Genomic DNA, 23,575 nt, shown 5'->3' on the forward strand with positions numbered 1-23,575 from the left:
CAAAATAATAAATTCGTATCAAAAGTTTTGTAAAACGTTTAATATAATTATAACAAAAAACCGTTCCGCCAACTTATTCATTAGCGGAACGGTGCGCTCAGTTTTACTGGCCCAGTTCGTTCTCCAGGTCAGACTGTGCCTGATTCAATGCGGTCTTCACATCCGTTCCGTTTTCGAAGATCTCATTCAGAGTCACAGTTGTGAACTCATTGTTAATTGATGGGTATACGGAAGAAGAATGGGAGTCAAGTCCTGCGATGCCGTCTTTGATCTCATTCAAGACATCAAAAGGATTATTCACAAAGTACTGTACAAATTGATTCTCAGGATTGTGTGTAACCGCCTCATCTTCCCAAACCTTCATATTGCAGGGATCAAATCCAAGCTTGTCCCAGATCATCACATTACCATCATAGGAAAGCTTTGCATATGCCAGGAATTCTGCTGCCAGATCGGCATTGTCTTTTCCTGCGACAACCGCTGTTCCTGTTCCGCCGCCGCCGACAGATTTTGCTTTTGCCCCATCCATGGTCGGAACCGGTGCAATTGCAACCTTACCTTTCAGATCCTGCATATAACTTGTATAGCGGGACATCTGCCACATCGGCATAATTGCGCACGCATAATCACCTTTGTTGAATGCACCGTAAGCTTCTTCCTTGTCCGGATTGCCGCCTGGTACAGTTTGAATAGCGTTTGCATCCTGCAGATCTTTCAACAATGTCATAGCTTCCTGCATCTTGTCACTGTTTACCGCCACCTTGCCTTCAGCATCCGTATAGTCAGAGCCCAGCTCAGCCATCAACACATTCTCTGTCCAAAGCGCACTGGTATCTGCCGTTCCAAGATATTTCCCGGTTGCCTCATAGTATTTACTTCCTGCTTCCTTGAAATCGTCCCAGGTCTTAATTGTTTTATAGTCAATTCCGGCCGCATCAAGAAGCTCTGTATTATAGAATGCCACGGTTGCCCCCACATGGGTCGGAAGTCCATAAAGCTTTCCATCTTTGCTGTACAGGTTCAGCCGGGACTGCACAATATCAGCCGTATAGGGAGATGCTGCCTCTGTCAGATCCATCAATGCCGGAGTTCCCTGTGTGAAATTAGAAAACTTACCTTGTTCAATGTCTACAAAATCCGGTGTTCCCTCACCCGAATTCAAAGCGATTTGCAGCTTGTTATGCATATCGTCATAAGGCATAACATTGACTTCCACATTCACCTTCTTGTCCGGATTGGCCTCGTTCCACTTCTTAGACATTTCTTTATAGAAATCTCCATGTAATTCCACAAATGTCCACATCTCCAGAGTTGTCTCGTCTCCTTCACCCTTTTCGGACTCAGATTTTGCTGCCTCAGCGGAACTGGAATCAGCAGATTTACTTTCCGAATTCTGAGACGTGGATGATCCGGAATCCCCGCATCCTGCGAAGCTTCCTATGGCCATTGCTGCACCAAGCAATATAGCCAAAACTTTTTTCTTTCTCATTTTACGATCTCCTCCTTTTATGTACCTGAATGTTTTATTAAACGTTTTACTTTACATTTACATATATATCATAAATATACAGTTTTGTAAATCCTTTTTTTGGATTATTTGTAATTTTTAGACATTATATACAAAATTTTTGTTTGTTTATTAGCTGATATGCTCAATACTTTTTTTACAAGCTACGTGAGTAATACGTTTTACTGCTAGTTTGTGTGATTTTTATCCCTTTACGGCGCCCGCTGTCATACCTTCGATGAAATACTTCTGGAAACACAGGAACAGGATCAGAATCGGAAGTACCGAAAAGAAGGAGCCTACGATTAAAAGATCGTAATTGTTCCCGTAAGGGGTGAGCAGTGTATTCAATCCGATGGGCAGTGTGTATTTTTTCCCGGATCTCAGTACAAGCAGAGGCCACAGGAAGTTGTTCCAGCTATTCATACCGTTAAGAATCGCCATAGCCGCAAAGGAAGGTTTCATCACCGGAATGATCAGCTTGAAAAAGATTCCATATTCCGACGATCCGTCGATACGCCCCGCTTCGATAATCTCCTTCGGCACGCCGGTGAGGTACTGGCGGAAAAAGAAAATCGTAGAGGCATGCGCCATAAATGGAAGCATGATTGCTGCGTAGCTGTCCGACAGATGCATATCGTTAATCTGCACGTACAAGGGCAGCATCAGCATCTCAAAAGGAACCGACATGATCAGAAGCACACAGACAAAAAAGAAATTCTTAAATTTAAAGTTATATGCTGCAAAACCGTAGGCCACAAAAGCGCTGATCAGCAATGTGGCAATTACCTGAATCACAGTCAGCAACATGCTGTTGAAAAACCAGCGGAAGTAGTCCCCGGAATCCGTAAACAGCATAACATAATTTTTAAAACTGGCTTCTGCAAAATCCAGTTTCAGATTGAGCCCGTATCGGATCAGCATACTGCCATCCTGAAATGTTCCGACGAATACAGCCCAGAAAGGCAGAAGAATCAGAATTGCCATGGCAATAAAGAATAAAATCATCAGAGCCTTTATGAGTTTCTTTTTGGGGTTATGTGAGCGCCTTCGTACCCGTCCGCCTGCCATCGCATTTGCCATCTTATTTTTTCTCCTTTTTAAACATCCCTGTGGCCATGAGCTGAATAATATTAACCACCAGTACGATCACCAGGAGCACAACACCGACCGCCGAAGCGTAGCCCATATCATTCTTTTCAATTCCCTGGCGGTAGAGATATCCCACGATTGTTAAACCGATGTTCTGGGGTGAATTGTTTCCCTGCCAGAGCATATAGCTCTCTGTAAACATAGCCAGACCGCCGTAAATACTGATTGTCAATACGTATATAATTGTCGGTTTCAGCTGCGGTACCGTGATTTTGATGAATTTCTGCCATGTAGAGGCTCCGTCGATAGAAGCTGCTTCATAGTAGTCTTCCGGTATGCTTTGCAAACCGGAGAGAAAATACATCATATTGACACCAAACCAACGCCAGCAGGCCAGTGACAAGAGAGCCGCAAATCCGGTGGCAGCTCCCTTGAGCCATTTTATCGGTTCAAAATCGAACACCCCAATGAATCGGTTCATCAGTGCGGTATCCATCTCCCCGAAAATCAGGCGGAAAATCGTGCCTGCAACCACCACCGATGTCAATGCAGGGATAAACAGAGAGGACTTAAAGAATCCCTTGATTTTTCCGGTCACCAGCTTGGAATTGACCATACATGCCATAAGCATTGGAATCGGAATCAGAAGGAGCAGCGTAAATAACATATACTTAAAACTGTTTATCACAGCAACTTTAAACACACGGTCGCTGAACAACCGCTTAAAATTTACCGCACCTATAAATTCAGTCTGTCCGGGAAGTATTTTCTCCATACTCATTACGCCAGACTTTGCAAGCGGAATAACCCAGAAAACTGCAAATGTTAATACAAACGGCAGAATAAATACGTAGGGTGCCGCTTTCTTAGAATATAAAAACTTTTTCATCTCATCCCTCCTGACAGCGTTCTTTCATCCATACAATCATCTCTCCGGCTCTCCGGTTTCCCCAATAACAATATGGCACGGCCTTCAGGGTAACCTCATCAAATTCCAATGGGACTTCCTTATAGAGTTCACCGTTCTCCCATCCATTCTCCCGGATTTTTGTGCCTTTCAGTTCAATCACCTCTGTGCCTCCCAAAAGCTCCTTGTCATAGTACTCTTTCAACCCCTGGTTTGTGTCTGCAAAAACAGAAGCGAGATTCTCTCCGTTGTCAACTTCCTCCAGACAAAACACCAATGGTCCTTTTACAATAGCTGTCCTTCCCGCATCCGCCCGGACCTGGGGGTTTGCGTGTATAAAGACAGCCGGATTCTCAAAGGTGAGTTCAAATTCATCTTCCAGGAATATGCCTGCAACTTTTGCATAGCCCTTCTCAAGAGTTACCTCCTGAATTTCCTGTTTATTTCTGAAAATTCTGAAATTCTTTGCGTATGCCGGAACCCGGAATGCCAGTTCTCCCTTCGCCTTGTAGTCTCCGGATATCCTTACCGAGATTTCTGACTCCCATGGGAAGTTGCTGTCAATGGTAATTTTAAACGGTTTTCCATCAATTGTAAACGTAGATTCATTGGCAATGTACAGGTTTATATACAACTGGCTTTCCTCCTGAAAATAGAGGTACTGACCCAGGCTTGCCAGTGTACGGGCAATATTAGGCGGGCAGCAGGCCACACCAAACCACTTCTGGCGCGTTGGTTTTACGTGTTCCTTGGAAGTTCTGTCCAGACAGTTTGCCGGCCAGACCTCCAGCGGATTTACATAAAAAAAGCTCTTTCCGTCCATTGCAATTCCGGACAATACCGTATTGTACAGTGCCCGCTCCACTACATCCATATAGGAGGCATCCTTGGTGATATCGGCAAGCCGCTTTCCAAACAGCGCCAGTCCTATGGATGCACAAGTCTCGGAATAATTGGAATCATTAGGCAAATCGTAGTCCGTCGTAAAACGCTCCAGCAGTCCGGAGGATCCCACGCTTCCCGTGAGGAACATCCTTTTTCTTACCATATTATTCCACAGGTCAATACAAACTTTGAGCAGTTCCTGATCCTGATATTCGTATGCAAGATCCGCCATCGCACAGTACATATAATTTGCCCGGACAGCATGCCCTTCGGCCGTCTTCTGTTCCCTGACCGGCAGGTGGGACTGAGAATACTTCGGATCATAATTGCTAAACTCCGGAAAGATACGCTTGAACTTTTTTGTCTTCTCCTCTCTTAGAAAATAATTCTCACCCACACCCCTGCTGTCGATGAAATACCTTGCGGTATCCAGATAGCGTCTTTCTCCTGTAACCCGGTACAGTTTTATAAGTGCCAGCTCAATTTCCTGATGACCCGGATATCCGTGAATCTGTCCTTCCCCGCTCCCGAATGTCCTGCAAATCAGATCTGCAAACCGGGAAACAATTTCCAGAAATTTTTTCTTACCAGTTGACTCATAATAGGCAACGGCAGCCTCAATCATATGTCCCGCCGTGTACAGCTCGTGTCCTTCCATCAGGTTGCCCCACCGCAGTTTAGGCTCTTTAATGGTAAAATAAGTGTTAAGGTACCCATCTTCCTGCTGTGCACGTCCAATCAGATCGATGGTCTCATCCGCAAGTTTTTCCAATTCTGCATCCCGCCCTCCGGACAGTGCGAATCCTACAGCTTCAAGCCACTTGGCTACATCCGTATCCTGGAATACGGCTCCTTGAAATTCACCTTCTTTCTCGCCTGCAGCAATTCTGAAATTTTCAATGCAGTGGCTCGTTTCAACAGTCTCCAGCCGATCATTCAACACTTCCCACTGATATGGGATAATGACTTCTTTCACCAAATGTATGTACTTATTCCAGAAACTGTCTTCAATACAAATATGATTTAGGGGGATACCTGTATTTGCCGCTTTTATCTTTTTCATCTCTTCCTCCTATTAAACGTTTAACAAAGTTATGTAAAAAAAATGACTACATCATTCATTCACTTGTTTTTATTGTAATCATCATTCTTCTTAGATTTTTATACCACGTCCGGACAACCTTGTCAACCAAAGGTGATGTATAACGTTTAACTTTATAAAAAATGCACAAATCTTTTTCTTTGATTTTGTGCACTTCTTTTAATGATCCTCTATTCTTTTCCATGTTAATTTTCCAGTGTTCACCCGGAAACCTCTCTTCTGTTCAGATTGAGTCTCTTATCAGCAGACTGCACTCTTCCTCATACTTTATTTTACCAGCCGGCTGTAAGTAATTCTTCTTCTCTGCTTCTATCAATTCAACCACGGTTTCACAGGCCTTGTGCCCGATGTTATAAAGCGGAAGTTCGACGGTGGTAAGTGCCGGTTTATAGTAGCTGGAAAGCTCACGATTGTCAAACCCACCCACAGCAATGTCTTTTCCAGCCTTCATCCCCAGTTCCGCCAGGCGGTCATAGACTCCGCCAGCCATTAGATCATTCATGCAAAAGATGGCCTTCACTCCTTTTTCCAGGAGTATATCGGTAAACTCGTAGCCGCTTTTTCTTGTCCAATCCCCATTCACGACAATATCGGGGTTATAACAGACATTATGCTCATAGAGCGCCTTCTGGTATCCCAGAATCCGGCTATGGGTGTGAATACTCCCCTCTTTACCGGCAATGACCCCAATCTCCTTGTATCCTTGGTTCAGCATAAATTCCACAATTGTATATGCTCCATTCTTGTCATCCACCACCACCGACGGAAATTTCTCGGATTCTGTATATCCATACGCCATGACTGCCGGAACCGGCAGTTCTTCCGGGATACACTTTAAAATCCGCTCGTGTGCCGTCACATAGATAATACCGTCCACCCGCTTGGAAAGTAATTCCCGAATTTCCCTGGACACAATTCCAAAAAATGCATCGTTCTTGTAATAACTGTCCTCAAATTTTTTATAGAGTCTGAGATTTGTAAGAAGAATATGATAGTTATTCTCTTCACATCCCTGTGTAATTCCATCGATAATCTCCGGTGTACAGAATACCGTGATATCCTCCACCAATACCCCAATGGTTCTGGTATGTTTGGTCTTCAGATTTTTTGCCACATAATTGGGGGTATAATTCAACTCCTCGACTGCCTTCAACACCCGCTCCCTCGTCTCTTTTCCGGCATTTGGTTTACCATTCAGGATATTGGAGACAGTGGCGATAGAAACATTGCACTTTTTCGCTATTTCCTTGATTGTTGCCATAAATGTAACCTTCCCTTCACCAGTATTTGAGCAGTTTATAATTAGCTCTCTGTTCAGTTTCTATACGGTACAACTACTGTTACATGTATTCTAGCATAAACCCGGCTATTTTAGAAGGGGAAAATACAGTCACGCTATTTGACAGGCTGACTCTTATGTGGTACTCTTTTTTGTAAAAGAAAAGCAAAGAAGGTAAGAAAGATGGCAATTGAAAACGTAAAGACTTTTTTCAAACAGTATCATATAGATTCGCGGATTCAGGAATTTGAAGTATCCAGTGCCACTGTAGACCTGGCTGCCGCTGCATTGAGTTGCGCGCCGGCAAGGATCGCGAAGACACTCTCTTTTATGGTAGATGGAAAAGCTGTTTTAATTGTTGCCGCTGGTGATACAAAAGTTGATAACAAAAAATTCAAAGAATTTTTTCGTACAAAAGCCAAAATGCTATCCTCCGATGAACTTACTCAGATTGTCGGTCATGCTGTTGGAGGCGTTTGTCCTTTCGCCGTTAAAGAAGGGGTTTCTGTTTATCTGGACATCTCTCTTAAACGCTTTACGACTGTCTATCCTGCATGTGGAAGCAGCAACAGTGCCATTGAACTTACGATAAGCGAATTGGAGAGATACTCCTCTTATTCAGGATGGTTGGATGTATGCAAGGGTTGGGATGAACGTGAAAGTTCCCCCTTGTTTCAAGTATAAATATAACGGATCATAGTCTTCTGGATTCGTAATTTCTTGTGCCATACGCTGTGCGTCAAATATCACCGCAATCTGCCAAATCAAATGTTCGCAGTTCGGATATTCCTCCAGCTTTTTCTTTGCCCATTGAAATGCTTCTTCATACGGTTTCTCCTTCAGCATAGAATCCGCCTCATATACAATTGCTCCTATTTCCTCCTCTGTCAAGTCCTCACGAAAGGATAACAAGGTATCTAACGTTATATTTAACAGTCTTGCAATGGGTGCCAACAATGTGATATCCGGAAAAGAAACCCCATTTTCCCATTTATTAACCGCCGGAGCCGTTATCCCAAGCCGACCAGCCAGCTCCTCCTGTGTCATATTTTTTATTTTCCGATATTTTCGGATTACTTCGCCCAGCAGCATACAAAATACCTTCTTCCGTTTCTTCACCTACCCTTGTTGGTTTAATCATATCAGACAGGTATATATTTCACAACTGAACAAGCGTTAATTATTCCTTCCGGAAAATAACTATGATTCATATTTATTCTGCAATAACGGCAGTTCCACTGGCCGTTACCATAAGCATACCATTATCCGCACCAAGCACTTCGTAATCAATATCAACACCCACCACAGCATTTGCTCCCATTGACATTGCTCTTTGCTCCATTTCCCGAAGCGCATTCTGCCTGGCTTCAATCAGCTCTTCTTCATAGCTGCCTGATCTTCCCCCAAAAAAATTACTAAATGAAGCTGCAATATCTTTTACAAAATTCACACCTGATACTACTTCTCCAAATACGATTCCTTTATACTCTACGATTTTCTTTCCTTCAATTGATGGTGTTGTTGTTGTAATCATTTTTCATCCTCCATAATAAGTCTCTCAATGATTCTTCAAATCTCCTGTCATCCGCCTCTGTTCGCTTCCCCGGTCCTTTTATATGATGTTTTGTCTTTGCTCTTCTGGCTTTTTTCGCTATATGGCGTTTCATCAACATCTGGTCAATATTCTCATTCGTATACCATTCTCCATTCTGGTGTATTCCATATGCACCTTTTCCAAGAATCATAGCTGCCACACCATAGTCCTGCGTAACTACAATATCGTTCTTCTGGCACATTCCCACCAATGCAAAGTCAACAGCATCGGGACCTGCGCCAATGATTTTTATCTTACTGTAATCCGATGTAAGAACATGATTTGTATCACAGAGTAATGTAACCGATATGGATAATTCCCTGGCTATACGTTCTACAATCGCTATCACCGGACATGCGTCAGCGTCTACTAAAATTTGCAAAGCAAATACATCCTCCTTCTGTTCTATTTTTTCTGCTCAAACGTTGTGATTGTTTTATTCCTCTTGATATAAGATCCGGAAATAATTCAAATATTCTTTAAACTGGTCTTGTGCTGTCAGGCAGGTATCTTTCAGAAAACCTTGTTCCTTGTCCCATTCATGTAAACCACGATAATAAAACATCTTCAATTTCTCATCAATAATAAACGGAACAACATTATTACGAAGACATTCCTTAAATAAGATTAATCTTCCGACACGGCCATTCCCATCTTGAAAAGGATGAATACGCTCAAATTTCACATGAAAATCGATTATTTCATCTATTGTTTTTCTACTGGCTGAATTATAGGCTCTCAATAGTTTTTTAATCTCATTTGGCACTTGTTCTGGTGGTGCCGTCTCTCTTCCCCCAACTTCATTAGGCAGCTTTTTATAGTCTCCTACTGCAAACCAATTCTTTCGGCTATCGCTTGTTCCATTTTTCAATACGGCATGAAGTTCCTTAATAAACTTTTCAGTAAGTACATGAGACGCCTGACCTATTATCATGTCAATACATCGAAAATGATTCGCAGTCTCCACAATATCATCCACATTAAAAGATTCATTTTCAGCACCAATTGTATTTGTTTCATAAATATAGCGTGTTTGGTCATGCGTCAATCTATTACCTTCTATATGGTTAGAGTTATAGGTCAATTCAATCTGTACTTTATGATATATCCCACCGGAAACCCTTCCCGCTTTTTCGGTTTTTAAAACTTCCAATAATGTAGGGGAATTATTTTTGTACTTGTTGATTCGTTCCGGCCGTGCGGTGTTTTCAGGTATATTCCATGTTTTTCCAGTCAAAAACGCATTCTTTATTTTGCCCTGTGCACAATAGTTTCTCACTGTCCGTTCAGCTATTCCCCATTTTTTCGCCATTTGTGAAACCGATATATACTTCATGGCTATTTCCTCCGATTTGTTATATACATATTATATAATATTATCGGCAAAAATTCAACCTTGCGTTCATTTTTGAGACTGATTTAGCCGATACCGGCACAAATACGCTTCTCATGTTGAAAATGAAGAGACATAACCATCTATATCTAACCCATTCACTATATCGAAGGTATCAACGTTGTTAGCTTTCTTTATAACGAGAATCATTAAGTCCCAGATTCAAATATTTTTCTATATTTCCGGAACTCTCTGTTTCATTTCCTGCTACATCCACCACTCTCCATTCTCCATTAATTTTAACATAATTCCAGGTGTGGGCTTCTCCTGATGATATCTCCCCTGTAACACAGGTGCATGCAAGTCCCGCCTGCGTTCCCAATGCCGCAAAGGCCTCTGCATAGCTTTCACTGGTTCCCTTTTTATTAAGCAAGACTCCTTTTATGTTGAAGGATTGAGCACCTGACTTTTCTTCTCAAAATCATCAAATTCAGATATTTCCTCGGAATTTTTGTTATAATACACCATATTCCATCCAATCCCATCCGCTGCTGAATCATATTCGTCCTCCAGTTTTTGAAAATCATTCTCCAATATATCCTGCAATAAATGCAACTGATCTTTTTTCAATTTCCAGTTCTTTTTATTCTTCACCCCTGTAAGATTATAAGTCTCACTATATTTCACGGTCCCGTCATAGGAGACCTCCCAAGTATTGTTAATCCAGTAATCTTCACTGCTGTTTTCCGTACTCCAGTTTACCTCCTCCGCAATAAACATAACTTTGTTTGATTTTTCGTAGCTTTCCTCGCTGCAACCAGAAAATATGAATAAGGAAATCAAAACCAAAATGACTACCCTTCCATCCATCCTCTCACCTCATATATTAACCTCTTAATCATAATTAGCTTTAATATTATTATACCAGCTACCATTTAATAATTCTACATCCTTGAGAATCTAAAAATTTTTATGCTGATTTTCTTTGTTCCCTCTATCAGCTCTCCTTTGTTGCTTCTGACTTGACATCTTACAAACAATGTGTATAATTCAAGTTAATGAATATCATATTGTGGAATAATATTCCGCATCGTGAAATATTCTAAATTGGGAGGTCCTTATGAATAAACCATTTGACTTACTTGCTCTTGGAGAAGTACTTCTCCGGCTGTCACCCTCTGGAAATGAGCGCCTAATGCGAGGGGAAACTTTTCAAAAACAAGTCGGCGGTGCTGAACTGAATGTAGTATCCGGCATGTCGCTCCTTGGATTACGCACCGGTATCATTTCAAAAATCCCCGACAACGATATTGGCACCTTTGCCAAAAACCGTATCCGTTTCTGTGGGGTCAGTGATGACTATCTGGTGTACGACAGGGAAAACAACGCACGTCTTGGCATCTACTACTATGAGAGCGGAGCTCATCCCAGAAAACCCCGCATCGTTTACGACCGCATGTACACTTCTGTCAACAAAATAGATATGTCCGAATTTGACAGCCGCCTGTTCGACTCCGCCCGCTGCTTTCATACCAGCGGAATTACACTGGCCCTGAGCGCTCCGGCCCGAAAAACAGCCGTAGAAATGATGAAGCGTTTTAAGGAAAAAGGCACGCTTATTTCCTTTGACGTAAATTTCCGCAGCAACCTATGGAGCGGAGAAGAAGCCCGTTCCTGCATTGAAGATCTTCTTCCCTATGTGGATATCTTTTTCTGCTCCGAGGATACCGCAAGGCTCACTTTCCAAAAAGAAGGGGACCTGAAAGAGATTATGAAAAGCTTTACCCTGGAATATCCTATTTCTGTGGTGGCATCCACGCAGAGAATCGTCCACAGCCCTCGTAAACATACCTTTGGTTCCGTTATCTACAACTCTAAGGAGGATATTTTTTACGAAGAAGAGCCATACCGGAATATCGAGGTTGTAGACCGTATCGGCAGTGGAGATGCTTATATCTCCGGAGTCCTATATGGACTGCTGTCCAGGCCTGGTGACTGCCGGGCCGCAATGGAGTATGGCAACGCTACCGGGGCCGTAAAAAATACGGTTCCTGGGGATCTTCCATCCTCTGATCTGAATGAAATCCAATCCATCATCCAAGCTCACAAATCCACTGGACCGCAGTTGGAAATGAGCAGATAAGGACCCGTATCAGCTGTTTTTTGATCTTTGGGGTTTAAAAATGGACTGCCGCATCCCGCGGCAGCCCAAATGCAGTACATTATTCCCAGGAATAATTTTTTATTCTCTTATACTCATCCATTGAAATTGTAAGTATGGTGCCATGTTTAAATCCATAGGGGAAATCAAATTCCTTATCAGCCCGTATAAATCGTCCTGTTTTCAATTCTGTTGTTATAAAGGGAACATATCCCTGTCCTGCACCTGAAACTCCATAATAGTCCAAAAACAGGCACCATCGTCCGTCAGCCAGCTGCACGGCTGTCGGAGCCTCATATACTCCCCTTTTTAATACTTCCATACTGGAATCAAACTCTTTTACGTTTTCATAAGGCCCTTCTATATGGGGTGATTTCAAAAGCATAATCCCCGCAGGATCAGCCTCGCTCTTAAGGAACATATAATAGATTCCATATTCTTTATAAATGGCAGAATCAATAACACCACTGTTCTCTTTCCGGTACAAAATCCCAGGCTCTGTAAAATTCTCAAAGTCCTTTGTTCTGCTGAAGTAGATGCTCTTATGCTTATACCCGTCCTCTTTATGAGAAGAAGACCAGTGAATCACATACTCGTCATTTTCTTCATCATAAATGATATCCGGTGCCCACAGACACCCCAATTCCTCCGTCCCCAGCTTCACCAGTTTTTGCTCCGACCACTCTACAAGATTTTCAGATTCCCAGACTGAAAAATACTTGCTGCCGTTTCTGCCTATCTCATCCCAGGAGTTATGGTATTGGCTGCGCATGCCATAGGATAAACTTAAATCAGTCGCGAAAATATAGAATTTATTCATCCTTTCGCATCGGATGATGGTAAAGTCCCTGACGCCCTTATCCCCATAGTAGGACCATAGTACAGGGTTCCCCCCATTCACGGTTTCCCAGTGAAAGCCGTCTTTGCTGAGTCCAAAATAAACCTGTTCGCCATCTGGTGTGCTCTTTTCCTTGAAATGTACAAATAAATATGCCTGTTGTTTCATTTTCCGTTTTCCTTCCCGCTTTTATTCTATCATCCTAACCCTAATGGAAGATATGTCATAATGGCATCCTATATCCTATGCCTTTGTCCGATTTTACTTTAAAATATATCTGATAAGGTTCATAGCCAACTTCGTTCAGCTTTATGAAATCAATTCCTGGGTCCTGGTTCTCCGTCCTGTATTTTGTCAGGAACTCTCCCCACTGCCTGCCATATGCTGCCGACAGCTCTTGTACCGGATTATCATCCTGTATATACAGGATGCGTTCTCTGCCACAGAGCCCGGCCAGTACCTCAGGGCCGTAGCGGAACGCCCCCATCGTTTTGTCATCCGGCAATGGGATGAATTGAAGCCCGATCGGGAGGGTCACCGTCACCGTGTCACCATCTGACCACATCCTCCTGATGTCGACAAACGAACTGCTGTCCTTACTCATTTTATAAAGTTCCCCGTTAACGAAGAAAGAAGCGGGTTCTGTCACCCATTCCGGTACACGGAAACTGATGGTAAACTCCCTGCAATGATCCGGTCTTACAGTAAACACATGCTTCCTGAAATCTGGTTTGCTCTGGCAACCATAAGCGGCATCATGAATCGACTGGAAGCCGTCATTGACAGACGAGGTCTGCAGCATTCCATTCATATAATCTTGTCTCTGTTCAAGTACGGCATTCCCGTTATCTACAGCAAACTCTGCGCATGAGTCAAAATACTGTGCCACATATATTTTTTTATCCTCGATGAAATAAATGCCTCTGTTCAATGCCGCATTGGCCTGGACCATAGTTCCATGACAGCAGAAGAAGCTGTCACGTTCTCCAGCCCAGCTTTTTCTGCTCGCAGCCTTCATGGGCAGGAAATATGTCAGCAGCCCCTTCTGCCGTTTACCGTCTGCAGTCTCACCCTTCCAATATGCCTGAGCCATGATTCCATTGAACAGATTATATTCCATATACTGCAGATACTGCGGGTCTTTTGTATGTCGGAACAGGCATTCTGCCATGCGCATCAGATTAAACACCGTGCAGTGTTCCTGGTTCTTATCGCCCAGCCTTTCTTTCAATTTCTTCATGGGCGTCCAGACTTCCCCCTGCGTCTGTCCTCCAGTTACATAATACCCGCGGTCAGTCACTGCACATTTCCAATATGCCTTTACAATATCCAGCCACTTTTCTTCCTCAAACACCTCGTAGCCTCTCGCACATCCAAGCACCTCGGGAATGGTTGTATTGGCATGCATATTTGTCAGGACATCTTTTCCCTCCAGCAAAGGCTCGAACAGCCTTCTCCTGTAATATCTGCCTGCCAGTTCCTGATATTTTTCCTGTCCTGTAATAGAGAACAGGTCGCACCACACCTCAAGCATGCCGCCGGTTTCCATGTCCAGTATATCGTCAAATTCTTCTCTCGTATATTTGCCGCTCCATTCATAAAACCAGTCAGCAAGATGGTCCGCTACCTCAAGTGCCTGCCGGCTGCCCACGAGCCGATGCATGTCTATGAGACCCATAAGCAGCTTATGGATATTATACTGCGGCGCCCAAATGTTCCTGCCCCTGGCAATCCATTCCAGATATTTTTCCGGTATGGCGGCCACCCATCTTCCACCATTTTCCTTCTGGCATACCGCAAGCTCTGCTATAATAGCGTCCGCTTTTGCCCTGACTTCGCTATCATCGTGTGCATGGCAGTAAACAGCTGCGGCCGATAACCAGTGTCCTAAGAAATGTCCTCTTATCTGGCAGGTAGAGGCTTCCCAGCCGCCCAGCACCTCTGTCTGAATCCCTCTTCCCGTGTATCTGCCGGCCTCTACATTATAGGTAAACAACAGATCCTCGTTGGATAATGACATAAGATATTCCCTGTTGCTTATCTCCCTGTCAAGCAGGATCTTTTCCTGCAATATGACTTTTCTTCCATTTAAGCCTTTGATCTCCATCCTCATCCCTCCCTATCCAAATAAATTCCAGTCGCTGCATTTTCTAAGTACCTCCAGACGGAACGCTCCCGGCCACGCAACCAGCCACTCTGATACTCCATATGGCTGTCCCATACCGCGCTTATATTCACGCTCCCCCCAACGGGTATGATGGAATCCTTCATCACTGCTTCCCTGGGGGCGTTTTGCCGACCCATACACGGATAGCGTGCCGTCTGATATCCCTTGCACAGCATTATACCAGATGGCAATTGCCCTTTCTTTCCACTCTTCGTTTCCGGTATACTCTGACAGCTTCATCAGCTCCGCCACATAGCAAAGTGCAAAGTCATCCATATGTAAATGAGCAGTGGAAACAGCCGTTCCCCCAAACGTGTCATAATTTAATTCATACAATGCACTTTCTTTTGGGAATTTCACGGATTGATGCCACTGCCACCCGGACAGATACCACGCCGCATCCGCTGCTTTATTCAGGTATTCCGAATTCTTTGTGACTTCGTATAGAAGAATACCACCTTTTAAAAGCGGGATCACAGATTCCTTATCCGTACATTTTGTATCCAGTGCTCCGGATGTCCCATATCCATTGCGATAGAACTCGTGATAATAAAATTCATATGCTTTTTCTGCAGCTATTCCATAAACTTTATTTCCTGCCCTTTTATAAGCCTCGGCAAGCGGGAGAATTAAAAAAGCACCTGCAGTTCCCTCAAATTCATGCAGTGTTCCATCGTAATTCCAGCTCATCCCAATCCCTCCGTCAGGGCGCTGGCGTGCAACAGCAAAGTCGCAGACTTCTATTGCTGCATTATAGTACTCTCTGCCATCCATGTTCAAGTCATTCATCATATCGAAGGCATCAAAAAACTGGCATCCCGCAGTCCCAAGGTTACAGGCGTCAATAAGCTTAGCTTCCGAACCATATCGGGTCATCAGAAATCCATCTTCTGTCCGTGCCTTATGCAGCCAGCTTTCCAGAACTGTCAAGGCCATTTCCTTACATTCTGAATCACCTGTCATTTTAAAGTTATAAAGCAGGGAAACCGCCAGGGATGCATTCTGTCCGCACCATCCGATTTCGTATTGATTATTTTCCACCTTCTTCCATCTGTCATCGTATCTTTTAAATCCGATGCTGAAACCTTTAAATCCGTCAAATCCTTCTGTAAATAACAGTTTCGCATAGGCAGCCTGCAGTTCCCACACTTCTTTTGCTTTCCGGGCCATAGACAGTTTTCTATACTCCCTGTTAAATGCGTGAGAAAGCATCTGTCTCCATGCTATATTCTGTTTGCCGTCTCCCACAAAAAGCCATGCACGAAATGTATCCGCTGCTTTCATAGTACCATAGTACGCGTCTGCCCATCCGTCGGACATGAGCACCCTGGGCCCCTCTGTCTCCGGCCAAATAATCCTGTGCACCGCATATCCATCGTCTATGTGCATGCTCCCGGATAAATTGCCTATGGCATATACGGCGGCACTGTATTTTTCACCTTCGGACGCACTTGCGCCCGGAACAGATGTCCGGTGGTATGCATAAGTATATGGCACCCCCTCATATTCCAGCCCCTTATACTCATGGTCACTCCCCCATGGATTCCCATCATAAGATACAGCCGGAATCAGCGTATGGACATTTTTAAAAAGGGTTCTGATTTCCATGACCATATCTGCCACCCTGCTCTTCGTATGGCGTTCGATACAGATTGTCCCACCTTCCATGGTAATTATGTCTTCTGCATCTTCTCTTCCACATAAAATGGCTATTTCTGTACCGTTTATGCTGAAAAGTGTATTTGCTCCCTGTCTTTCAATTCCAATCTTATTCTCATCCATTATCTTCTGCTTTCTCACTTTCAAAAACTTTATTTCTATACTCCTGCGGCGCATACCCCGTATGCTTCTTGAAAAAACGTGTAAAGTGTGATGCGGTGTTCATCCCTGTTGCCACTGCAATATCCTGAATCTTAATGGAAGTGTTCTTTAGCATACGCTTTGCAACGTCCACACGCTGCTCCGCAATATACTGATTTATGGATTTCCCTGTTATTTCTTTGTAAACCCTTGTAGCATAGGCCGGATTCAGCCCTGCCATATTTCCAATGCTCACTAATGATAAATCCGTGTCGATGTTCTCTCCGATATATGCATTAATTCGTGAAACCAGGAATCGCTTCGTATCCGATTTAATACTGCTGCGTTTTTTAAAATAGATTTTTGCCACGCTGCCTAAGTAGTCCATGGCAGATGTAAAATCAATGTAAATTCTATAATTTGTCAGCTTTTCTATGTTCACAGCCTCATGGATGTCATTATTGTCAGGCAGATAGTTTTCAATTGCATCTAATATCCTTGAAGAAACGTTCAGAAACAGGGCCGCTTTATCCCAGTTACTGCCATGCTTTGTATCCAGTACAATTTCTTCCAGATTTTGAAAAAAGAGGGATTCATTTGCATGCATTAAATTCTCTTCAAGATTGAATATATAATTTCTCAATGTGTTTTTTCCCTTGTTTTCCCACTGGTACATAGACTCTTTTTCCCGGCCGGAGCACATCCGTATCCCTTCACTCTCTTCCATTTCCAGGAGGCGGTATTTAATCACCCGGTGCGCCTTATAAACTGTATCAACCTTCACCGGGGCTTCATAGATAAAGATATCAGGACAGGGCAGATTGCTTTTCTCACAGATCCTGCACCCGATCTCCAAAAAACCTTTCAGGCGGTTCGGGTTATTGACATCTGACTGCACAAGAATCCCACATTCTTCGTCGGATGTAAAGGCTATAATCACATGAAAACCGTTTTTCAGTGTTTTTTCCAGAATTCCTTTCAGCTTTTCTCTTGCAAGAACATCTGATTTACCCTCTACCTTGCATACCGCTAATAGAAATTCCCGGTTCAGAGAAAAAGAATTATTGATTTTTTTCAATTCTGTTTGTAGTTTTATTATTTTATTCTGCTCCCATACTTCCGTATACAGGATATCGCGGAGCAGAGACTGTTTCAACACAGGGGCAAGTTCCTCCAGTGAATCCGAAAGTCGCAGTACCCTGCTCTTCTCCTCATATAAGATTTCCAGTTTCTCAATTCCCCTGTCAATTGCTGCCAAAAGGGCTTTGTCCCCCTCCACCTTGAGGACAAATGCAATTGTCCGGCTGTTCACCGCCTCTTTTGCATAAGAGAATTCTTCCTGTCCCGTAAGGAAAATCGTCATACAGTCCGGCCATTTTTCCAAAACAATATTCCGAAACCTGATTCCGTCGATCCTAGGCATACAGATATCTGTCATCAGAAGATCGATCTGGTTATTCTCAAAAATGTCAAGAGCCTCTTCAGCCGAACCGGCATGGAATACATACAAAAGTTCTCCCCTCTGCTTTAGCACCATGCGGTACAGTGACTCCAATATAATTGGTTCGTCATCTACAATCAGCAGGTTATACATTCCTATACCTCCCCCTTGATTTTAAGCGTCACTCTGAGTCCCCCGCCTCTCCTGTTCTCAATCCTAAGACCGCTTATTCCGCCATATAAAGCCCGGACACGTGTATTTATATTAGTCAGGCCATGTATCTCTTCTGAGCCAATCTTATCCCTGTGAATCTGTTCATTCAGCTTTTGGATTTTGTTCTCAGATAAGCCACTTCCATTGTCTTCCACCCTAAAGCAGAATACACCGTCTTTCACCCATCCGGCAATATGCAGCCAGCCATCGGACAATACATCCTTTAATCCATGCTCAAAGGCATTTTCAACCATAGGCTGAAGCAGTATTGGGGCAATAGGGTATTCCAAAGCTTCCGGTGAGAAATCATCAATTTGCACCGTAATCCTATTTCCGAAGCGGATACCCTGGATATACAGATAATTCTTCAGGTGTGCCAGTTCCTGCTCCACTGTGACGATTTTATCCGTACTTTTTGTTATATAACGATAATATTGCCCAAGCTGTTCCGTATACTCCGCAATTTCTTCATTTTCATCCAGTTTTGCCATACGGTAAACCGTAAATATGCTGTTATATAAAAAGTGAGGCTGTATCTGATACTGCAGTTGCTGGAGCTCCGCCATTTTTGTCTGGTACTGCGCCTGCATTTTTTCTTCCATCAGGTTTTGGGTTCTGTTTATCATCTGATTATACCTGGCATATATAATACTAAATTCATCCTGATTCTTATCCTGGATCAGGAACGATTCATTTGTCTCTCCCATGGCCTCCATAATGCGGTTAATCGGCTTCGCCAGTATCACACTTGCATATTTGATATATATAATCAGAAAAGCAAGCACACAGCCTGCCAATATCGCATTCAGCATCATAAAAAATGACAGTGGTTTTTGAATCATATCTCCTGGGTACACATATGCCAGATAAAGATTCATATCTTCACTGTAAATGCAGGTTGCAAAATCATTACCTGTGACCCGGAAATCTTTTTTTCCGTTTCTGCGTATCCTGTCGGACAGCTTTTCTATCATTCCCCTGCTCTCACCAAAGTACTGCATGTCATTGACATATCTGGAAATAATCTCTCCATTGCCGTCCAGAAGTAACAACATCCCTTCCTCCTTCGGCAGATCTTTAACAAGAGAATCCATCAGTTTTGAATTAGGAATATAACTTCTGATATAATAATTGACTTTCTGCTCTGAAGTTTCCGGTTTGATGGATGGGCTGTAATTTGTCAAATATATTCCGGAATTCTTATCAACATATATCTGTTTATAGTCAAAGAAGTTATCTGCCTCATAGATATCTTTTATGGGATTGTTTCCGCTGACTACTATTTTCAGGTTACTGAAATACACTTTAATGGAACTTACATTGCTGTGCAGAATACCGATTTCATTAAGCCTGTCTGACAACTGAATGATGCGTTCATAGCGTTCATAAGGACTCATGCTACCCCAGATCATGTCAAATTCAGCAATTTCATCGCCATGTATCAGATTGCTTTGGATTAATAACAGGCTGTCCACCTGCTGCTCCAGGTTGTCTTTCCAAACCGTTACCTTTGTGTCCATCTGCTCCATGACTTTCTCTGTAAGAACCTTTTTACTGTACTGATTACTGAGCAGACCGATTAAAAAGAAACTTGCACAGATTATCAGCATGGGAATCAACATTTTATAAAATGATTTCGGTTCAGAAAAATGTTTCACACTTTTTACCTATCCTTTCACGGATCCGAGTGTCATGCCTTTCACAAAGTATCTCTGAAGAAATGGATAAGCAGCCATGATCGGCAGCATAGATAAAAATATCTGCGCACATTTTATCGTCCTGTCTGATATTAACGCCAGTGCATCCATATCAATAGCGCTGGTTGCTGTTGTTGCATCAATGAGAACTGTATTCAGATAGCTTTGTAATGGATACTGCGCAGGCGTATTTATATATATGATTCCATCAAACCATGAATTCCAATGGAATACAATAGCAAAAAGACATACCGTTGCCATGGATGCTTTTGAAATCGGGATAAATATCTTCATCAATATCTGCCACTGGCTTGCTCCGTCCACAATCGCTGCTTCTTCCAGTTCTTCGGGAACGGCCCGAAAGAAATTGAGCATAAGTACTACACTGAACACCGGTACTGCACCCGGTAATATAAGCGCCCATATAGACCCCAACAGCCCCGCGCTTTTTACTGTCATGAAGGTTGGAATCAAGCCTCCATTTATCAGCATAGTCAAAAAGAAAAACCAGGTATAGGCAGTCCTTCCGTGGAACCTTTTATTGCTTTTAGATAATGGGTACGCTGAAATGACACATAGGAACACATTGACGCTTACACCCAATATACACCGTAAGATAGTAACCCCCATAGATCTCCAAAAGGCTGTTTTTCCAAGCACATATTTATAGGATTCCAGTGAAAATTCAACCGGCCAGAATGCCACTTTACCTCCCGCTACAGCGGTATTGCTGCTGAGCGATGTGGCCAGAACATTTATAATCGGCAGGATACAGATGAGTGCCAGCAGGATCAATATCAGTGCATTGATGAAAGTGAATATCTTTGAACCTGCGGATGTCTTTATTTTACTTTTACTTTTTTTCATTTCATGCATCCCCCTAAAAGATACGATAATCAAAGAATTTATACGCTACATAATATGATACGGAGATGAACAGGCAGGATACGGCAGATTTAAAAACGCCCAAAGCAGTTGCCGGACCAAACTGTGCATCTATAAGACCGATTCTGTATATGAACGTATCCAGAATATCTCCGCTTGAATAAACCTGTGGACTTATCAGATTCTGCACCTGGTCGAAACCGGCATTCAACACATTTCCCAAAGCAAGGACACTCATAAGAACTACTACCATACGAATACCCGGAAGCGTAATATGCCACATCTTCTGCAGACGCCCCGCTCCATCCATTGTAGCCGCCTCATACAGGCTGGTATCGACTCCTGTAATAGCCGCCAGATACACTATGGTTCCAAAACCGAACGATTTCCATATATCCGTCCAAATCAAAGTTGGCTGAAAGAGTTTATTGCTCCCAAGAAAAAATGGCGGGTCCACACCAATTACACGCAGCATCTGCGCAACCACCCCACCTGAAGGTGACAGGATATCAATCAATATTCCTGCAAAAATAACCCATGATAGAAAATAAGGCAGGTAAATCGCCGTCTGTACGGACCTGCGCAGTTTTGAAGACCTTACTTCATTGAGCATTAATGCTACAATTACAGGAATTATAATACCCAGAATAATTTTCCAGAATGCAATAATAATTGTATTTTTGAGAGCCGTCATTGCTCCCGGCATATTAATCAAATATGTAAAGTTATCAAGCCCATTCCATATCTGATCACCAAAGAGTCCCTTTGCCGGTATGAATTTCTGAAACGCTATCTTCATTCCGAGCATTGGTATATAGCTGAATATAAAGGTGATTAGAATGCCCGGAAGAAGCATTAGATGGAATGGCAGCTCTTTTTTTAACTTTAATATCCCACTTTTTTTATTTTTCACTATTTACTCCTTTCAAAAAGCGGGAATCAGTTTTCAGCCTATCCCGCTCCTCTTCATTGAAACTACTGAACGGATGTATACCATTCGTTTACTTCTTTCGTAATATCCTCTCCGCCAAGCTTATTAAATTCTTTCACGAATTTATCAAATTCATTAATATCTGCTTCGCCGATGATAATTTTATTGAATGTCTCATTTCTCATCTTCTCAAGGGTAGACATTTTCTCTGTCATAGTAGGCGTAGGTGCACCTACAAATTTGTTCATTATAATATGACCACTATCTTTCATTTCTTTGATGGAAGCATAAGAAGTCGGAGCAGGACCATAGATACGCTCCCAGCCATAGAATTGTTTTCCGTCTTCACTTCCAGAATAATACTTATCAAGCTTACTGTAAATAGTTTTTGCTTCACCGGTCAACTGATCCGTTGTCTTGTTTTTCATTGCTTCCTGAATCTGGTCATACGCATCGAAATTCTTGAGCGGAAGGTTTGGCATTACAGGTGAAAATTTCCAAAGACTCCCTGCATCTTCAGGTGCATAATATTTTGCATTGTCACCGGTTTTTCCCCAGCATTTTTCCATGAATACATTGGCCATCTTAATCACTGCCTCAGGATGTTTAAAATCCTTTCTCACTACAAGCCACTGGTTCGTTGCGAGGTTTACTTCCGCAGTTCCCATATCACCGTCTGTTCCCGGAATCGGATACGCCGACCATTTTGCATTCTCGTCATTGTTATAGTTTTCCTGCGGCTGTACAAGTCCCAGCCATTGCGGTCCATAACTCATTCCACTTTGACCTACTACAGCAGGTTCTCCCGCTTTGTTGTCATCCATGACACCAAATTCCGGATTTATCTTTTTATCCACATACAGTTTCTGCAGTACCTCCAGAGCGTCCTTACATTCATCCTGCACAGCCCCGTATTCCAATTTCCCGTCTTTCTCAATCCAAATACTGGGATAAGCACCATAGGAGTTAAAGAAGCCTTTCAGGCATCCATATCCGCCTTCAAAGATCGAAGGAGTCCCATGTGCCGCCAGTCCATAGGTATCATCCTTTCCATTTCCATCCGGATCTTCTTTCGTGAACTTGTCAATTACATTCATCAGCTCATCTGTTGTCTTTGGGGCTTCAAGGTTGAGTTTATCCAGCCAGTCATCCCGTATCCAAAGCAGGTCACCTGAATCATAAGAGCCAAAAGTAACAGGAATGCCATACAGCCCGCCATCAATCTGTGCTGCCATGAATGGCTCTTCCCCTTCCTGTTTCATACTCTCCTTTGTAAAATCAGCCGCGTATGACTCATATACATCCGAGAGATCCTGTATCAGCCCCGACTCGGCAAGCTGTGTCATCTGTGTTGCATCCACGGCCATAACATCCGGCAGATCTCCACTTGCAATTGTTACATTAACCTTCTGCTTGTATGCATCGCCTTTTACGACCCAATCATATACGACCTTGATACCCAACTCCTCCTTGAATGTATCCAGCCACAAATTATCATCCATAGACTGTCCGATTGCGGACTCATAGCCTTCCAGCACGTCTTCCGTGCTCCTTGCAAAATGTATGTCAATTGGATCCGCATATTTTCCAAAGGGATCCGCAGGTCCTGTAGATTCTGCTGATTTTGTCTTATCTTCCTGCTTTTCATTATCATCAGATTTTCCACATGCAGCCAAACTTCCAACTGTCATAACAACTGCCAACCCAAAGCACATCATTCTCTTCTTTCTCATAAATTCTCTT

Annotated in this window: 21 protein-coding genes; 2 read left to right on the plus strand and 19 right to left on the minus strand. The window is 43.0% G+C overall.

Translation table 11 applies throughout. The annotated features are described in order from the left end of the window. Window positions 1-103: 103 nt before the first annotated feature. The 5 genes from KNL20_RS12615 to KNL20_RS12635 all read right to left on the minus strand — a co-directional run bounded on the left by KNL20_RS12615 (window position 104) and on the right by KNL20_RS12635 (window position 6,754). On the minus strand, window positions 104-1,489 hold the full coding sequence (locus tag KNL20_RS12615; RefSeq protein WP_230398087.1) for an ABC transporter substrate-binding protein: 1,386 nt from the start codon (window positions 1,487-1,489) through the stop codon (window positions 104-106). A gap of 222 nt (window positions 1,490-1,711) precedes the next feature. Continuing rightward, window positions 1,712-2,590 (minus strand): carbohydrate ABC transporter permease, encoded by an 879-nt coding sequence (locus KNL20_RS12620; RefSeq protein WP_331468189.1) that lies wholly within the window; start codon window positions 2,588-2,590, stop codon window positions 1,712-1,714. Window position 2,591: 1 nt separating this feature from the next. Then, window positions 2,592-3,488 carry a carbohydrate ABC transporter permease gene (locus KNL20_RS12625; RefSeq protein WP_230398088.1) on the minus strand — a complete coding sequence of 299 codons (897 nt, stop codon included), beginning with the start codon at window positions 3,486-3,488 and terminating at the stop codon, window positions 2,592-2,594. A 1-nt stretch (window position 3,489) separates the two neighbouring features. Next, window positions 3,490-5,454 (minus strand): glycoside hydrolase family 127 protein, encoded by a 1,965-nt coding sequence (locus tag KNL20_RS12630; RefSeq protein WP_230398089.1) that lies wholly within the window; start codon window positions 5,452-5,454, stop codon window positions 3,490-3,492. Between the two features lie 262 nt (window positions 5,455-5,716). Further along, the gene (locus KNL20_RS12635; RefSeq protein WP_230398090.1) at window positions 5,717-6,754 is read right to left on the minus strand and encodes a LacI family DNA-binding transcriptional regulator; all 1,038 of its coding nucleotides are present in this window, start codon (window positions 6,752-6,754) and stop codon (window positions 5,717-5,719) included. Window positions 6,755-6,955: 201 nt separating this feature from the next. Between KNL20_RS12635 and KNL20_RS12640 the strand changes: the two genes are divergently transcribed. Beyond that, the gene (locus KNL20_RS12640; RefSeq protein ID WP_230398091.1) at window positions 6,956-7,456 is read left to right on the plus strand and encodes a YbaK/EbsC family protein; all 501 of its coding nucleotides are present in this window, start codon (window positions 6,956-6,958) and stop codon (window positions 7,454-7,456) included. Here KNL20_RS12640 and KNL20_RS12645 read toward each other — a convergent pair. The 6 genes from KNL20_RS12645 to KNL20_RS12670 form a co-directional block, all read right to left on the minus strand. Then, window positions 7,391-7,864 carry a helix-turn-helix domain-containing protein gene (locus KNL20_RS12645; protein ID WP_230398092.1) on the minus strand — a complete coding sequence of 158 codons (474 nt, stop codon included), beginning with the start codon at window positions 7,862-7,864 and terminating at the stop codon, window positions 7,391-7,393. The genes KNL20_RS12640 and KNL20_RS12645 overlap by 66 nt on opposite strands. A 121-nt stretch (window positions 7,865-7,985) precedes the next feature. Next, on the minus strand, window positions 7,986-8,306 hold the full coding sequence (locus KNL20_RS12650) for a putative heavy metal-binding protein (protein WP_230398093.1): 321 nt from the start codon (window positions 8,304-8,306) through the stop codon (window positions 7,986-7,988). Beyond that, window positions 8,278-8,748 (minus strand): YaiI/YqxD family protein, encoded by a 471-nt coding sequence (locus KNL20_RS12655; RefSeq protein WP_230398094.1) that lies wholly within the window; start codon window positions 8,746-8,748, stop codon window positions 8,278-8,280. Before KNL20_RS12655 ends, KNL20_RS12650 begins: the two co-directional genes overlap by 29 nt. Before the next feature lie 54 nt (window positions 8,749-8,802). Beyond that, entirely contained in the window at window positions 8,803-9,702 is a 900-nt protein-coding gene (locus KNL20_RS12660; RefSeq protein WP_230398095.1) for a Fic family protein, read from the minus strand. Between the two features lie 181 nt (window positions 9,703-9,883). Beyond that, a complete protein-coding gene (locus tag KNL20_RS12665; RefSeq protein WP_230398096.1) occupies window positions 9,884-10,132 on the minus strand; it encodes a transglutaminase domain-containing protein in 249 nt (82 codons plus the stop codon). An 8-nt stretch (window positions 10,133-10,140) separates the two neighbouring features. Then, entirely contained in the window at window positions 10,141-10,569 is a 429-nt protein-coding gene (locus KNL20_RS12670; protein WP_230398097.1) for a hypothetical protein, read from the minus strand. A gap of 250 nt (window positions 10,570-10,819) precedes the next feature. Here KNL20_RS12670 and KNL20_RS12675 point away from each other — a divergent pair, with 250 nt between their 5' ends. Next, window positions 10,820-11,842 carry a sugar kinase gene (locus tag KNL20_RS12675; protein ID WP_230398098.1) on the plus strand — a complete coding sequence of 341 codons (1,023 nt, stop codon included), beginning with the start codon at window positions 10,820-10,822 and terminating at the stop codon, window positions 11,840-11,842. Between the two features lie 79 nt (window positions 11,843-11,921). Here the strand turns inward: KNL20_RS12675 and KNL20_RS12680 are convergent, their stop codons facing one another. From KNL20_RS12680 to KNL20_RS12715, 8 genes are read right to left on the minus strand one after another with little or no spacing between them, the layout of a single operon-like run. Then, entirely contained in the window at window positions 11,922-12,866 is a 945-nt protein-coding gene (locus KNL20_RS12680; RefSeq protein WP_230398099.1) for a glycoside hydrolase family 43 protein, read from the minus strand. A gap of 55 nt (window positions 12,867-12,921) precedes the next feature. Continuing rightward, window positions 12,922-14,805 carry a beta-L-arabinofuranosidase domain-containing protein gene (locus tag KNL20_RS12685; RefSeq protein ID WP_230398100.1) on the minus strand — a complete coding sequence of 628 codons (1,884 nt, stop codon included), beginning with the start codon at window positions 14,803-14,805 and terminating at the stop codon, window positions 12,922-12,924. Window positions 14,806-14,817: 12 nt separating this feature from the next. Beyond that, window positions 14,818-16,647 (minus strand): hypothetical protein, encoded by a 1,830-nt coding sequence (locus KNL20_RS12690; protein ID WP_230398101.1) that lies wholly within the window; start codon window positions 16,645-16,647, stop codon window positions 14,818-14,820. Next, entirely contained in the window at window positions 16,640-18,259 is a 1,620-nt protein-coding gene (locus KNL20_RS12695) for a response regulator transcription factor (RefSeq protein WP_230398102.1), read from the minus strand. The genes KNL20_RS12690 and KNL20_RS12695 overlap by 8 nt, the downstream gene beginning before the upstream one ends. Window positions 18,260-18,261: 2 nt before the next feature. Next, window positions 18,262-19,977, minus strand: coding sequence for a sensor histidine kinase (locus KNL20_RS12700; RefSeq protein WP_230398103.1), 1,716 nt, complete (start codon window positions 19,975-19,977; stop codon window positions 18,262-18,264). A gap of 9 nt (window positions 19,978-19,986) precedes the next feature. Continuing rightward, complete coding sequence (locus KNL20_RS12705; RefSeq protein ID WP_230398104.1) at window positions 19,987-20,883, minus strand: carbohydrate ABC transporter permease; 897 nt, start codon at window positions 20,881-20,883, stop codon at window positions 19,987-19,989. A gap of 13 nt (window positions 20,884-20,896) precedes the next feature. Continuing rightward, window positions 20,897-21,817, minus strand: a complete 921-nt coding sequence (locus KNL20_RS12710) for an ABC transporter permease (RefSeq protein ID WP_408637514.1) — start codon at window positions 21,815-21,817, stop codon at window positions 20,897-20,899. 59 nt (window positions 21,818-21,876) lie between these two features. Continuing rightward, window positions 21,877-23,565 (minus strand): extracellular solute-binding protein, encoded by a 1,689-nt coding sequence (locus KNL20_RS12715; protein WP_230398105.1) that lies wholly within the window; start codon window positions 23,563-23,565, stop codon window positions 21,877-21,879. Between the last annotated feature and the right edge of the window lie 10 nt (window positions 23,566-23,575).

This window comes from Novisyntrophococcus fermenticellae (assembly GCF_018866245.1).
GTDB lineage: Bacteria > Bacillota > Clostridia > Lachnospirales > Lachnospiraceae > Novisyntrophococcus > Novisyntrophococcus fermenticellae.

Coding starts and splice junctions, on each gene's coding strand:
- KNL20_RS12615 (WP_230398087.1), bottom strand. CDS start 1,489: ATGAGAAAGAAAAAAGTTTTGGCTATATTGCTTGGTGCAGCAATGGCC.
- KNL20_RS12620 (WP_331468189.1), bottom strand. CDS start 2,590: ATGGCAAATGCGATGGCAGGCGGACGGGTACGAAGGCGCTCACATAAC.
- KNL20_RS12625 (WP_230398088.1), bottom strand. CDS start 3,488: ATGAAAAAGTTTTTATATTCTAAGAAAGCGGCACCCTACGTATTTATT.
- KNL20_RS12630 (WP_230398089.1), bottom strand. CDS start 5,454: ATGAAAAAGATAAAAGCGGCAAATACAGGTATCCCCCTAAATCATATT.
- KNL20_RS12635 (WP_230398090.1), bottom strand. CDS start 6,754: ATGGCAACAATCAAGGAAATAGCGAAAAAGTGCAATGTTTCTATCGCC.
- KNL20_RS12640 (WP_230398091.1), top strand. CDS start 6,956: ATGGCAATTGAAAACGTAAAGACTTTTTTCAAACAGTATCATATAGAT.
- KNL20_RS12645 (WP_230398092.1), bottom strand. CDS start 7,864: ATGCTGCTGGGCGAAGTAATCCGAAAATATCGGAAAATAAAAAATATG.
- KNL20_RS12650 (WP_230398093.1), bottom strand. CDS start 8,306: ATGATTACAACAACAACACCATCAATTGAAGGAAAGAAAATCGTAGAG.
- KNL20_RS12660 (WP_230398095.1), bottom strand. CDS start 9,702: ATGAAGTATATATCGGTTTCACAAATGGCGAAAAAATGGGGAATAGCT.
- KNL20_RS12670 (WP_230398097.1), bottom strand. CDS start 10,569: ATGGATGGAAGGGTAGTCATTTTGGTTTTGATTTCCTTATTCATATTT.
- KNL20_RS12675 (WP_230398098.1), top strand. CDS start 10,820: ATGAATAAACCATTTGACTTACTTGCTCTTGGAGAAGTACTTCTCCGG.
- KNL20_RS12680 (WP_230398099.1), bottom strand. CDS start 12,866: ATGAAACAACAGGCATATTTATTTGTACATTTCAAGGAAAAGAGCACA.
- KNL20_RS12685 (WP_230398100.1), bottom strand. CDS start 14,805: ATGGAGATCAAAGGCTTAAATGGAAGAAAAGTCATATTGCAGGAAAAG.
- KNL20_RS12690 (WP_230398101.1), bottom strand. CDS start 16,647: ATGGATGAGAATAAGATTGGAATTGAAAGACAGGGAGCAAATACACTT.
- KNL20_RS12695 (WP_230398102.1), bottom strand. CDS start 18,259: ATGTATAACCTGCTGATTGTAGATGACGAACCAATTATATTGGAGTCA.
- KNL20_RS12705 (WP_230398104.1), bottom strand. CDS start 20,883: ATGAAAAAAAGTAAAAGTAAAATAAAGACATCCGCAGGTTCAAAGATA.
- KNL20_RS12715 (WP_230398105.1), bottom strand. CDS start 23,565: ATGAGAAAGAAGAGAATGATGTGCTTTGGGTTGGCAGTTGTTATGACA.